The sequence below is a fragment of the Pseudomonas sp. GW822-FHT02G04 genome (genome assembly GCF_058802085.1).
In genome coordinates, this window is the sequence record NZ_JBXANU010000015.1 from 141972 (window position 1) to 155144 (window position 13173).

Below are 13173 nucleotides of genomic sequence, written 5' to 3' on the forward strand. Positions count from 1 at the left end.
TCAATCCCCCGAAACATGGCCAGAGGCCTTCAGCGCTGATTGCTGTGCAGGCATCGCATCGCGGCTGGATATTAACAGCGCCAACATGCCGACGCCCACCAGCAACGCGCCGATGATTTCCAGGGCGCGTGGCGACTGGCGTAGCCACAGCCAGTGGAACAGTGTGATGAACAGGGTGCTCAGGTAGATGTAGGAAATGACTGAGGAAGGGGCGATCACGCTAATGGCTCGATGCAGTAGCCAGAAAGTCGCCAGGGTGGCGAACAGTGCCAGGTAGATCAACCACCAGAGATCGCTTGCGCTCAGCAACAATGCCGAACGCCAGCCGCCGCTGAACCCACAGAACGCCAATAGAAACAGCGCGCCGAACAGCATGTTCCAGAAGGTCATGCCCACCGGGCCGCGCCCCTTGAGGCTGTTGGCCTTGAACCGTTGACTCAGGGGCGAGTAGAGCGCCATTGCCAGGCAACCGACCCCATACACCGATACCGCATACAACGACGGCAGTTCGCCGGGGCCTGCGCCTTTCAATACCAGCAACACGGCGCCGGCCGCGGCAACCAGCATGGGCAACACGCGTTGTTTCAGGCGGCTGTCGGGTGTCAGGATGGCTTCGAACAGCAGCGTCAGCAACGGCACCAGAGTGAACATCGTCCCAGTGTTCACCGCCGAGGTGTAACGCAGTGCTTCGAACAGCGAGCCGAAGTACAGCGCCAGCAGCATGCCAAGCACGGCATGACCGAGGAGGCCGCGGGCGGTCATGGCGGTATCGCCCTTGAACAGCAGCAGGGGCAAAAACACCAGGGCGCAACACAACAGGCGCAGCCCGGTCAGCAGAATCGGGTCGATGGCCTGGCTGACCTGGGCTGCCGCGGAAAACGAGACGGCAATCAACAGCGCCCAGAGCAACATGCCGACGTGAGCGGCAGCAAAACCTGTGCGTTTCATGATGAGGGTTCCGGGTTAATGAATGTGTTTGGCGTAATGCCGCGGATCGAAGCGCAGGACCATCAGGATCATCAACGCCATGACGCCCATCAGTGACCACCAGGCCCATTCGAAACTGCCCAGTTGATCGCGAATCATCCCGGCGATCAGTGGTGAGAGGCCGGCGATCAGGTAACCGATGCCTTGCACGAAGGCGGTCAACCCGCCCGCGCGTTGGGGATTGTCCAGATGATCCAGCGACACGATCAGGCTCATCGGGAACAGCCCGCCGATGCCCAGTCCCAGCAGGCACGGCCACAGCAGGCTCAGGTGTTGCGGGCTCAGAATCAGCCCGCAGAAACCGGCCATGATCAGTGCCAGTAACACCACCAGCACCAAGCGCCGGTCACGGCTGCGGTTGGCGATGGCGGGTGTCAGCAACCCCGACAACACTTCCATGGCCGTCAAAAAGCCCAGTAACAAGCCGGCCTGTTGTTCGCTCCAGCCTTTTTCCACGTAGTACGGTGCCAGCCAGGCCAGGACACAGGTGTAGGACGCCGTGCCCAGGCCGAAGAAGATTGCGAGTAACCAGGCGCGGGAATTGCCGGAAAAGGATTCTTTGCGGGACGACTTTTCCCCCATTGTCGGCATTCCCGAGCGTTGAGCGCACCAGAACAGCAATGCCGCCAGCGCCAGTGCAGCCCAGATCGCCAACCCCACTCGCCAACTGCTGGTGCGGGTCATCACCAACGGCGCGAATGACGCCGCGATTGCCGCGCCAGCCATGATCGACGTCACATAGAGACCCATGCACACGGAAACGTTGTCGCTGAAACGGGACTTGATCAGGGCTGGCATCAACGCCTGAATCAGCGCAATGCCGACGCCGGCCAACACGGCGCTCAGGATCAGCTCCGCCGCTGAATCGAGGAGCAGCCGCGACACCGTGGCCAGGCCGATGATCAGCAGCGACAGCACCACGGTGCGCTGCTCGCCCAGGCGCTGACTGATGCCGATACCAAAGAACATCGCCAGTCCCATGGCCATGACTGGCAGCATGGTCAACAGCGAGGCCAGGCTGAAATTCAGCGGGATGTCACCGCGAATGGCTGACAGCAAAGGGCCGACAGCGGCCATGGACGGACGCAGATTCAGGGCGACAAGAATGATGCTGAACATCAGCCAGAGGGCAGGGCGGGAGGTTGCGCGAACGTTTTCCATAATCGGACCTTCAGGAACAAGGAGCCGATTAGGCGCGCGAGCCCTGGAGGCGGCAAATCAGAAAGTCCGGAACAGTATTTAGAAATTAAATAACTGTACCGCCCGCCTAATCCCCCGGTCGCGAATAGTCAATTGTTTAGCCAATCCACACCCAAGGTTCTTCAAATCCCGATTTAACGGCTTAACCGCCCGTGTGACGCTGCTGTTCATCTGTTTGCTGCGGTCTTCTCTATGGACAGTTGTCCAGTCGCACTCCCTTCCGAACTCGCCTTCTGGGCCCTGTGGCACTGCCGTCACGCGCGCCCGCCGGATTCCTGCATCTCCCGCTGATTGTTCTGACAGGTCCCGCGCTGTGCGCCGGGATCAAACCGGCGGCGCCTGTGCGTTTGCCTGACGCGGATAGACGAGAATTCCCATGAGCTGTGCCACGACATCCTTTGCTACGAAAGAACAAGCCATGACGTTTCTTGAACAGAACCCGGATATCGAGATGTTCGAGCTGTTCATCCTCGACAACAACGGTGTGCCACGAGGCAAATTGCTGCATCGCGATGAGCTGCTGGCAGTGTACGAAAGCGGTCGGCCGCTGCCGAGTACCATCCTCGGCCTGACCATCAATGGCGATGACGTGGAAAACTCCGGGCTGGTCTGGGACGTCGGTGATATCGATTGTCGCGCTTATCCCGTCAGCGGCAGTTTGCAGCGCATGCCGTGGCGATTGATTCCCACGGCGGCGGTGCAGGTCAGCATGCATCCGCAAGAGGGCATGCCCGCGACCATCGCCGACCCACGGCACCTGCTGGCCAAGGTCATCGAAGGCTTGCAGGCCGACGGTTATTATCCGGTGATGGCAGCGGAGCTGGAGTTTTATCTGCTGGATCAGCAGCGCGACAGCAACGGTCGGCCGCAGCCGGCACGGGATGTCGATGGCGGGCGGCCACGCGGGACTCAAGTCTACGGCTTGCGTGAACTGGAACAGATCGAGCCGTTTCTAGCCGACCTCTACAGCGCCTGCAAACTCCAGGGCATCCCGGCGCGCACGGCGATTTCCGAATACGCGCCGGGGCAGGTGGAAATCACCCTCGAACACCGCATCGACGCTTTGCAGGCGATGGACGAAGCCGTGCGCTACAAGCGGCTGGTCAAGGGCGTGGCGCACAAGCACGGGATGACGGCTTGTTTCATGGCCAAGCCGTTCGATGACCTGGCCGGCACTGGCATGCACATGCACGTCAGCCTGGCGGATAAGGAGGGCAATAACCTGTTCGCCAGTGACGCCCCGGCCGGCACGCCGCTGCTCAAGCACGCGGTCGGCGGGATGCTCGCCACATTGCTCGATGCGTTGCTGTTGTTCTGTCCGAACGCCAACTCGTACCGTCGTTTCCAGACCAACAGCTACGCACCCCTGGCGGCCACTTGGGGCGTGGACAACCGCACCGTGAGTTTGCGAGTGCCGGGCGGGCCGGCATTCTCCAGGCATATTGAGCATCGCATCTGTGGTGCCGACGCTAACCCGTATCTGGCAGCGGCGGCGATCCTGGCCGGTATTCATCGCGGCATCCGCGAGCAACTTGACCCCGGAGCTCCGGTGGAGGGCAACGGTTACGCCCAGGCCGCGCAATTGTTGCCGACCGACTGGTTGACCACGTTGCGCGCGCTGGAAGGTTCGAATTGGGCCCGGGAAGCATTCGGCAGTGAGTTTCTTGGCGTCTATCTGGCAGTGAAAAGAGCCGAATACCGGCAATTCATGGGCGAAGTCGGTGAGCAGGACTGGCGCTGGTATCTGCATCAGGCCTGAAACGGGTCGCCAGTGTTGAAAGTTTTGGCCAAATGCCAAAAGCCAACTATTCGTTGGCTTCTTTTTCACGAAATATTGATGGTTGACTGCTTAAGATTTGTGGCGTCTCGGTCAATGAAATTTTCACATTTGCCGCGGGCACTTCTTTTCAGGAACAACCGATCACATGTTGAAGTTCAAAGCCGTGCGCCCCGAGTGGGTGACGTTGGTTTCCAGTGCTTTTCTATTGGCAGGGTTCAATTTAGTTCTCTGGCAACACCTCTTCGATATCACCGCAGCAGACGGTCAAGGCATCGTCATGCGTGTCGCGTTCGGGCTGATGATCCTGGCGGCCTTCAACATTGTGCTGACCTTGCTGGCATTCCGGCCCGTGATGAAACCCGTGTTGACGCTGATCTTTCTGATCAGTGCCGGTGTGGCCTACTTCATGAGCCAATATGGCGTGCTGATCGACGCCGGTATGTTGCGTAACTTCGCCGAAACCAATGCCACGGAAGTACGCGACTTACTCTCGCTAAAACTGTTTGTTTATATCGTACTGCTCGGCGTCTTGCCGTCGTGGTTGTTGTGGAAAATCCCGGTTAATTACCGTCGCTGGCACCGTGAGTTATTAAGTAAAGTGCTGGTGAGTGTCGCGTCGGTTGCGGTGATCGGCGGTGTCGCATTGGTCAACTATCAAGGCCTGTCGTCGTTGTTTCGCAATCACCATGAATTGCGCCTGATGGTGGTGCCGAGCAACTACATCGGTGCCTCGTTCGGTTATCTGCGTGAGCAAGTGGTGTCTGCACGGCAACCTTTCGCCAAACTGGGTGAAGATGCCCAGAAAAACCCGGCCTGGCAGGCCCACGACCGTAAATCCCTGACGGTACTGGTGGTGGGCGAAAGTGCCCGGGCCGAGAACTTCGGTATCCTGGGTTATGACCGCGACACCACGCCGAAACTGAATAAGGAATCCGGCCTGATTGCCTTCACCGATGTGCATTCGTGCGGCACGGAAACGGCTGTGTCGGTGCCCTGCATGTTCTCCAACATGGGCCGCAAGGATTACGACGCCAGCAAGGCGAAGAACCAGGAAGGCCTGCTGGACGTGCTCAAGCATGCCGGTCTCCAGGTGATCTGGCGCGATAACCAGTCGGGCTGCAAAGGCACCTGCGATCGGGTCACTGTCGATGACGTGAGTGACCTGAAAGACCCGGTGCTGTGCGCCAACAGTGAGTGCCGCGATGAAATTCTCCTGCAAGGTCTGCAGCACTTCATCGACACGCTGGATAAAGACACGGTGCTGGTGCTGCACCAAATGGGCAGTCACGGTCCGGAATACTTCAAGCGCTACCCGAAAGAATACGAACACTTCACACCTGTGTGTGAAAGCAATGCGCTGAACAATTGCAGCCGCGAAAGCATCGTCAATGGCTACGACAATACGCTGGTATATACCGATCACGTGCTGTCGACCCTGATTGATCTGTTGCGCAGCAACCAGGGCAAAGTCGATACCGCGATGCTGTATCTGTCGGATCACGGCGAGTCGCTGGGCGAATACAACCTGTTCTTGCATGGCACGCCTTACATGCTCGCACCGGAACAACAGAAACATGTAGCGATGCTGGCGTGGTTCTCCGACAGCTATCAAAAGTCGTTCTCGGTGGACACCGATTGCCTGCAACAGAATCGTGAAAAGCCCTTGAGCCAGGACAACCTGTTCCATTCGATGCTCGGTTTGCTGGAGGTCAACAGCACGGTCTACAACCCGGGGCTGGATATGTTCGCCGGATGCCGCGGCGCAATGGTCGACGGTGTGCTGGCCAAAAAATGAGCGACTCGACCTTTTTTTCACGTAACGACCGCTAATCTGCGGCGCCTGGAACATCCAACAAGAGCCATTACACATGTCCGCGCAGCCCCCATCCGCCTTCGAGCTTGAGTTCGCCCGGCGCTACGATCAGGAACACGCCCGCGTCTGCCATCAGCCGCGACCGCGTGGCCTGGTGGGGCGTTTGACGTTCTGGCGCGAAGAGCAATTGGTGCGTAATGCGCTTCAGGTCGCTGGCGAGCCGGGATTGATTCTTGATGTGGCCTGCGGGGTCGGGCGTTTCTGGCCGGTGCTGGCCGAGCATGCGAACCGGGTGATTCTCGCGACCGATCCATCTCAGGACATGCTCGATCACGCTAGCACCCACCATCCGCAGAACCTGCTGAAACGGATCAAGACCTTTCAGAGTTCAGCCTTCACCATCGGCTTGTCGGCGAATGCGGTTGACTGCATTTTTTGCCTGCAACTGTTTCAACGCATCGCCTGTCCCGAGCATCGATTGGCCATGTTGCGCGAGTTCCACCGGGTCAGTCGCGATACGGTGATTGTGGCGGTGCGGGTTGATGGGCGTTTCAAGCTCGAGCGTTCGGACGTGGAGGACGCACAGGCCCAGCCACAGGCCAGCAAGGCCGAGCTTGAGGCCGAGTTCAGGCAAGCGGGTTTCTGCTTGCTCAGTCATCAGGACTTGGTGCCGGGTTGCACGCGGATGCGTGTCTACGTGTTGCGTAAGGACAGCTAGTCTCCAACTGTCAGACAATTCTTGCTGTCCGGCAGGTATTTTCGCTAAAGCTCTTGTTCAGTGGATGCGCGGAAATCGCCGGGGGCGATATATACTGCGCGCCATTCTTCAAGGGAGAGCCGTGTGGCCATCGATATTCACTGGATTCGCGACAACGATAGCCTCGGTCAGTTTTGCACCGAGTGGCAGCAGCTGCCATTCGTTGCCCTCGACACCGAATTCATGCGGGTCGACACCTTTTACCCGATCGCAGGCCTGCTGCAGATCGGCGATGGCGTACGCGCTTACCTGATTGACCCACTGACCATCGACAACTGGCAGCCTCTGGCCGCGTTGCTGGAAAACCCGGCCGTGGTCAAGGTCGTGCATGCGTGCAGCGAAGACCTCGAAGTCCTGCTGCGCCTGACCGGCAGCCTGCCGGCGCCGCTGTTCGACACCCAACTGGCCGCCGCTTATCTGAACCTGGGTTTCTCCATGGGCTATTCGCGGCTGGTGCAGGACGTGCTCGGCATCGACCTGCCCAAGGGCGAGACCCGTTCCGACTGGCTGCAACGTCCACTGTCCGACACCCAGATCAGCTACGCCGCCGAAGATGCCGTGCATCTGGCGGAGGTTTTCGTACAGCTGCGTCCGAAGCTTTCTGATGAAAAATACGCCTGGGTCCTGGAAGACGGCGCAGAGCTGGTCGCCAATCTGCGGCGTGAGGTCGACCCGTACGAGGTCTATCGCGACGCCAAACTGGCCTGGAAACTGTCCCGAGCCCAACTCGCCGTGTTGCGTGAGCTCTGCGCCTGGCGCGAGCGTGAAGCCCGCGCCCGTGATCTGCCGCGCAACCGCATCGTCCGTGAGCATTCCCTTTGGCCGCTGGCGCGCACCCAACCGGACAACCTCGGCGCTCTGGCGAAAATCGAAGACATGCACCCGCGCACCGTGCGTCAGGACGGCGAATTTCTGCTTGATCTGATCAAGCGCTCTGGCAGTGTGTCGCCTGATCAGTGGCCGCCAGCGGTGCCGGAGCCATTGCCGGTGGAAGCCGCCGCGCTGGTCAAACAGCTGCGCGCCATTGGCCAGGCCGAAGCCGAGCGCCTGAACATCGCGCCGGAACTGATGCTGCGCAAGAAAACCCTGGAAGCGCTGCTCAAGAGCGGCTTCCCCAATGGTCCTTACCAATTGCCTGATTCGCTGCGTGGCTGGCGCCGCGAATTGATGGGCCAGGTGCTGCTCGACAGCCTGGCCACCGCCGGAGAACAGCCTTGAAACGTATTTGTTCCATTTATCGAAGCTCGAAGAAAAGCGGGATGTACCTCTATGTGCTCAAAAGCGATGCACTGGAGCGTGTGCCTGAACCCCTGATGGCGGCTTTCGGCAAAGCCATCCACGCTTTCGACCTGGTGTTGACCCCCGAGCGCAAGCTGTCGCGCGAAGATATTGCTGTAGTACTGGAGAACCTCGACAAGCAGGGCTACCACCTGCAAATGCCGCCGGCCGAGGATGAATACATCGAACACTTGCCGGAAGAATTGCTGCGCCGCAACGACCCGATGTAATCGGCAGACAGGCTCTGTTCAGAGCCTTATGAAACACTGGAATGATTTTGGCGATGGCCGTGACGATGGAGTGATCCTCCGTCGGCGGTCGTCTGCACTGTTTTTGAAAGGTTTGAAACATGCGCGTTCTGATTGCTGAACACGACCACCCTGTGTATGCCCAACTGTTGCGTCAGGCAGCGCCTGATCTGGAAGTATTGACCAGCGGCGACTCCGCCGAACTGGCCCGTCAGGCCGCCGACTGCCAGGTCTGGCTCGGTCAGCCGGACCTGCTGGCAACGCTGTTGCGTCAGGGCCACACGCCTGGATGGCTGCAGTCGACCTGGGCCGGTATCACGCCGCTGCTGGCCGATGGCTTGCCACGGCATTATCGGCTGACTCGCGCAGTAGGGATTTTCGGTCAGGTCATGGCTGAATACGTGCTGACTTACATGCTCGGCCACGAACGCGAAGTACTACCGCGGCTGGTCAGCCAGGTCGAGCGCAAATGGGACAATCGCCAGGGTCAAAGCCTGGCAGGACGCAAGGTGCTGATCGTCGGCACCGGTGACATCGGTCAGACAGTGGCGCAGTTTCTGCTGCCGTTTGGCGTTGAGTTATACGGCATCGCCAGCACTGCCCGGGAGCAGGCGCCCTTTGTCGAAGTCGGCGCGCTGAACGATTTGCCGCGTCTGGTCGGTGAGGCGGATTACGTGATCAATCTGCTGCCGAATACCCCCAATACGCACGACCTGTATGACGCTGCCCTGTTCAAGCAGTTCAAGGCGACCGGGTTGTTCATCAACGTCGGGCGCGGTGTTGCGGTGGTCGATGCGGACCTGGTGGAAGCCTTGAAGGAAGGGCATCTGGCGGGGGCCGTGATCGACGTCTGCCGTCAGGAGCCGCTGCCGCAACGTCATCCGTTCTGGACCGCGTGGGGCCTGCTGCTGACCGGCCATAGCTCGGCACCGACTTCGCCTCCGGCGATGGTGAAGCTGTTTGTCGAGAACCTTCGGGCGTATCAGGCAGGTGAAGCATTGCGTGGGGAAGTGGATTTCGCGCGCGGGTATTAAATTTACCCAGCTGATCGTTCCCACGCTCTGCGTGGGAATGCATCCCGTGACGCTCTGCGTCACATCCGAAGCGGAACGCGGAGCGTCCCTGGCGGCATTCCCACGCGGAGCGTGGGAATGATCAGGTCCGGCGCGCTTAGAGGGTGAAATTACCTTCAGCCGCCAACTCGCTCAGCGGACGACGCGGGCTTGGCTCTTCACGCGCTTGCAGGTACTCGGCCAGCGTTGCCTTGTCGCCCAGCTTGCCGATCGCCACGGCGGCGTGCAGCGCATAGCCTTCAGGAATGTTCAGCTCCTTGCGGGTCAGCTCCTGATCGAAACCGGCCATGCCGTGGGTGTGCCAGCCGCTGATGCTCGCTTGCAGCGCCAGGTGGCCCCAGGCGGAACCGGTGTCGAAGGTGTGCCACAGCGCCGGGGTTTCTTCGCTGGCGCCAGGTGCCACGAAGGTGGTTTTCGAGATCACGATCACCAGCGCCGAGGCGTGCTGCGCCCAGCTGCGGTTGAACTCGTTCAGCAGGCCCAGGTAACGTTCCCAGTTCGGCGTGTCGCGACGCGCATAGAGAAACCGCCAAGGCTGCGAGTTGTACGCCGATGGCGCCCAGCGGGCGGCTTCGAAGAAGCTCAGCAGGGTCTCTTCGGGGATGGTTTCGCCGGTGAAGGCGCGGGGCGACCAGCGATCGGTGAACTGAGGGTGAATGGCATAGTCGGCAACGCGTGGATTAGCACTCATCAAGAGATTCCTTTACGTTTTAAAATGAGGGTCGTCGAAAAACCGGTGGCTGCAGTTGAGCTGAGCGCCAGGTTTTTTTTGAGCCGGCAGTTCACCTGAATGCAACGCGGTTGAGCGTTAATGGCACTTGGGTAGGGCTCCTTGCGACTGGCAAAGCTACTGGGTGGCGCAAGAACTGACAAGTGCCGTTGTACCGGTAGTCGCCAATGCTTGGCCCGCCGGTGCCTTGGCACTAGACTGGCGGCCTTTTCACCACCTGATGTTGATGCTTGAGCCATGGCCGCCAAAGTCGAACCGTTCTGGATACGCAAAACCCTCGATCAACTCGATCAAGAGGAATGGGAATCGCTGTGCGACGGCTGTGGCCTGTGCTGCCTGCAAAAGCTCGAGGACGAAGACGACAACGCCGTCTACTACACGCGCATCGCCTGCAAACTGCTGGACCTCAAAACCTGTCAGTGCACCGATTACCCCAACCGTCGCGACTTTGTCCCCGATTGCATCCAGCTCACACCGGGCAAGGCCGATGAGTTCAAATGGTTGCCACCGACCTGCGGTTATCGACTGGTCAGCGAAGGCAAGGACCTGCCGCTCTGGCATCACCTGGTGTGCGGTGATCGTGATGCGGTGCATCACGAACGTATCTCCCAGTCCGGGCGCATGCTCGCCGAAGGCAGCGTGGCCGAAGACGATTGGGAAGATCATCTGATTTTTCGCGCGGGTTAATTCCCGATGCCATTTAGTCTGTGGCGAGGGAGCTTGCTCCCGCTTGACCGGGCTGGCGCTCCAGTGCGTAGCACTCACAAAATCGGCGGTGATCACAAGAATTTTGGGCCGCTACGCAGCCCAGCGCGAGCAAGCGCGCTCGCCACAATAGGAGTGTGTATGGCGGTGGGAGTGCTGCGGGCGTTGGCTGTCGGGCTGCTGGCCCTGAGTTCGCCCGTATGGGCGGCGAAGAAAGTCGATCTGGATTATCACGTACGCCTGTTGCCGCAAAGCGATCAGGCCGAAGTGCGGCTGACCCTGGCCCAAGGCTCGGCGGTGCGCAGTCTGGATTTCGATTTGGGCGATGGCAGTCACTACAGCGATTTCAAGGCCGACGGCCAATGGCAGCTCACACCGGGCACGCAGGCCCGTGGTGTCTGGCGCCCGGCCGCCGACAAGGCCAGCCTGACCTACCGCGTGCGCATCAGCCATGGGCGCAAAAGCGGCAGCTTCGACACGCGCATGACGCCAGCGTGGGCGCTGATGCGTGGTGATGACCTGGTGCCCGCGGCCAAACTCGATCAGCAGGACGGTATCGAGCTGGTGTCACGCCTGGAATTCGAATTGCCCACCGGTTGGAAAAGCGTCGAAACCGCCTGGCCGCGGATCGGCAAAAACAAGTTCCGCATCGATAACGTCTCGCGCCTGTTCGACCGTCCTACCGGTTGGATGCTCGCCGGTAACCTCGGTAGCCGTCGCACGCGACTGGGGGAAACCGAAGTCACCGTGGCCTCGCCCCAAGGCCAGGGGATGCGCCGCATGGATGTGCTGACGCTGCTGACGTTCGTCTGGCCGCAAGTGCAGGAAGTTTTTCCGCGTCACCCCAGCAAACTGCTGATCGTCGGCGCCAATGACCCGATGTGGCGTGGCAGCCTGGCCGCGCGGGAATCGATCTATCTCAATAGCCGCCTGCCGCTGGTCAGCGAAAGCGGCACCAGTGCCTTGATGCGTGAAGTGGCTCAGCTGTTCGGGCGGATCAACGACAGCCAGCGCAGCGACTGGATCCGTGAAGGGTTTGCCGAGTATTACGCCATCGAACTGGTGCGCCGCGCGGGCGGCATGAGTGATGAGCGGTATGAGAGCCTGCAGAGCAAATTGGCCAAGGACAGCCAGAAGGTCACCACCTTGCGCGGAGAGCAGATCAACCCGGCGCAGGTGGCCAAAGCGGTGGTGTTGCTGCAGGAACTGGATCGCGAGATTCGCCTGAAGACCCGCAACAAGCGTTCGCTGGATGATGTGCTGCGTGGGGCGATGCGTTTGGAGAGTGTCGATACCAAGGAATTCGTTCAGCTCAGTGAGAGCGTTATTGGCGAGTCTTCCAAGGTGCTTGATACCGGGTTGTTGCAATAGAAAATCAAAAGATCGCAGCCTTCGGCAGCGCCCACAGGCGCGTAGGAGCTGCCGAAGGTTGCGATCTTTTGATCTTAAACCCCGGCTTTCGGCGACTTCAAAGAATCATTGCCCGTCACGGTCGCAGTTTTGGTCGCCGCCTCGGCATTCGCCTTCAACCGACTCAACTCTTCCCCGGCACGCTCAATCTTTGCCCGAACGTTATTCATGTCCTGACGGCTTTTTTCCAGAAAGCTTTTCGCCGAACTGTGCCCGGTAATACCCCGCGCCAGCGCCACGCCGCCAATCGCCACTTGAATCAACCCGAACACGCCACCGCGCCGCAGGCCCTTGCCGACCATCACCACGCCGCCGGCCAGGGAACCGATACGCTCCCAACCCTGGACGTTCTGCGCGGGCTGAGTCTGGAACGGGGTGGATTCGATGCGCTCTACGCGTTTGAGGTCGCTCATGATCTGTCTCCAGGCTTCAAGAATGGATAATTAAGCTGACTGTCGAGGCGGTCGGCTCGTTCCATCGGATATGCAGTGATTCAGCGGAATTTCGGGCCAGAGCGGGTGTTGTTGCCCTTGGCCATGCGGTCGTACAGCACCACGTTGACCGTGGCCGCCAGGTTCATGCAGCCGGTGGTCGGGATGTAGACCACGTCTTCGCACCAGTCGCGGATCTCTTTATCCAGCGAGCCGTCTTCGGGGCCGAAGATGTAGAGGGCGCGATCCGGGTGCGTGTATTCCGGCAGCGAACGGGCTCCGTCGACCAGTTCCACGGCAACCGGTACACAACCCAGCGGCAGGATTTTCTTCAGGTCATCAATGCCGATCAGCGGAATGTCGTAGTGGACTTTCTTGGTGTCGGTGACGAAATCAGCGGCGCGTTCATAGCGCTTGCCGGTGTAAAACACCGACGCCACGCCATAGCAACCGGCGGCGCGCATCACCGAACCGACGTTCTCCGGTGATTTGGGGTTATACAAACCAATGCAGCTGTACCGTTTGTCTGCCACGAGCGGGGTGCCTTCGGGAAAAAAGCGCGATTATACGGGGATTGGGGGAGGGGTGTTCAGTTTGGAGATGATCGTACCCACGCTCTGCGTGGGAATGCCTCAACGGACGCTCCGCGTTCGGCTTTGGGAGGGACGCGGAGCGTCCCGGGCTGCATTCCCACGCAGAGCGTCACTAGTGTCCGGTAAAAACTAAAGGGGGAGCTTGCTCCCCCTTGCTGTGCCTGCTTC

General features: G+C 59.9%; 13 protein-coding genes. 8 read left to right on the plus strand and 5 right to left on the minus strand.

The genetic code is table 11. The features are described from left to right. Nucleotides 1-948, minus strand: a complete 948-nt coding sequence (locus AC1RO5_RS19350; RefSeq protein ID WP_493176995.1) for a DMT family transporter — start codon at nt 946-948, stop codon at nt 1-3. A gap of 15 nt (nt 949-963) precedes the next feature. After that, a complete protein-coding gene (locus tag AC1RO5_RS19355; protein ID WP_493176997.1) occupies nt 964-2148 on the minus strand; it encodes a cyanate transporter in 1185 nt (394 codons plus the stop codon). Nucleotides 2149-2605: 457 nt separating this feature from the next. Here AC1RO5_RS19355 and AC1RO5_RS19360 point away from each other — a divergent pair, with 457 nt between their 5' ends. The 6 genes from AC1RO5_RS19360 to AC1RO5_RS19385 all read left to right on the plus strand — a co-directional run bounded on the left by AC1RO5_RS19360 (nt 2606) and on the right by AC1RO5_RS19385 (nt 9097). After that, nucleotides 2606-3946 (plus strand): glutamine synthetase family protein, encoded by a 1341-nt coding sequence (locus tag AC1RO5_RS19360; protein WP_493176999.1) that lies wholly within the window; start codon nt 2606-2608, stop codon nt 3944-3946. Nucleotides 3947-4112: 166 nt separating this feature from the next. Beyond that, nucleotides 4113-5762, plus strand: coding sequence for a phosphoethanolamine transferase (locus AC1RO5_RS19365; RefSeq protein ID WP_493177001.1), 1650 nt, complete (start codon nt 4113-4115; stop codon nt 5760-5762). A gap of 73 nt (nt 5763-5835) precedes the next feature. Continuing rightward, nucleotides 5836-6498, plus strand: a complete 663-nt coding sequence (locus tag AC1RO5_RS19370; RefSeq protein ID WP_493177003.1) for a class I SAM-dependent methyltransferase — start codon at nt 5836-5838, stop codon at nt 6496-6498. Nucleotides 6499-6621: 123 nt separating this feature from the next. After that, nucleotides 6622-7755 carry a ribonuclease D gene (gene rnd / locus AC1RO5_RS19375; RefSeq protein WP_493177005.1) on the plus strand — a complete coding sequence of 378 codons (1134 nt, stop codon included), beginning with the start codon at nt 6622-6624 and terminating at the stop codon, nt 7753-7755. Next, complete coding sequence (locus tag AC1RO5_RS19380) at nt 7752-8045, plus strand: YcgL domain-containing protein (RefSeq protein WP_019580824.1); 294 nt, start codon at nt 7752-7754, stop codon at nt 8043-8045. The genes rnd and AC1RO5_RS19380 overlap by 4 nt, the downstream gene beginning before the upstream one ends. A 119-nt stretch (nt 8046-8164) precedes the next feature. Beyond that, nucleotides 8165-9097 carry a D-2-hydroxyacid dehydrogenase gene (locus AC1RO5_RS19385; RefSeq protein WP_493177007.1) on the plus strand — a complete coding sequence of 311 codons (933 nt, stop codon included), beginning with the start codon at nt 8165-8167 and terminating at the stop codon, nt 9095-9097. A gap of 136 nt (nt 9098-9233) precedes the next feature. Here the strand turns inward: AC1RO5_RS19385 and AC1RO5_RS19390 are convergent, their stop codons facing one another. Further along, nucleotides 9234-9827: a nitroreductase family protein gene (locus AC1RO5_RS19390; RefSeq protein ID WP_007942200.1), complete on the minus strand. Its 594-nt coding sequence runs from the start codon at nt 9825-9827 to the stop codon at nt 9234-9236. 276 nt (nt 9828-10103) lie between these two features. Between AC1RO5_RS19390 and AC1RO5_RS19395 the strand changes: the two genes are divergently transcribed. Next, nucleotides 10104-10553 carry a YcgN family cysteine cluster protein gene (locus tag AC1RO5_RS19395; protein ID WP_007942199.1) on the plus strand — a complete coding sequence of 150 codons (450 nt, stop codon included), beginning with the start codon at nt 10104-10106 and terminating at the stop codon, nt 10551-10553. A gap of 159 nt (nt 10554-10712) precedes the next feature. Beyond that, a complete protein-coding gene (locus tag AC1RO5_RS19400) occupies nt 10713-11942 on the plus strand; it encodes a hypothetical protein (protein WP_493177008.1) in 1230 nt (409 codons plus the stop codon). A gap of 74 nt (nt 11943-12016) precedes the next feature. Here the strand turns inward: AC1RO5_RS19400 and AC1RO5_RS19405 are convergent, their stop codons facing one another. Together AC1RO5_RS19405 and AC1RO5_RS19410 are read right to left on the minus strand one after the other, a co-directional pair. Then, nucleotides 12017-12394: a YgaP family membrane protein gene (locus AC1RO5_RS19405; protein WP_493177010.1), complete on the minus strand. Its 378-nt coding sequence runs from the start codon at nt 12392-12394 to the stop codon at nt 12017-12019. 80 nt (nt 12395-12474) lie between these two features. Further along, nucleotides 12475-12945, minus strand: a complete 471-nt coding sequence (locus tag AC1RO5_RS19410) for an RNA methyltransferase (protein WP_007942196.1) — start codon at nt 12943-12945, stop codon at nt 12475-12477. Nucleotides 12946-13173 lie beyond the last annotated feature (228 nt).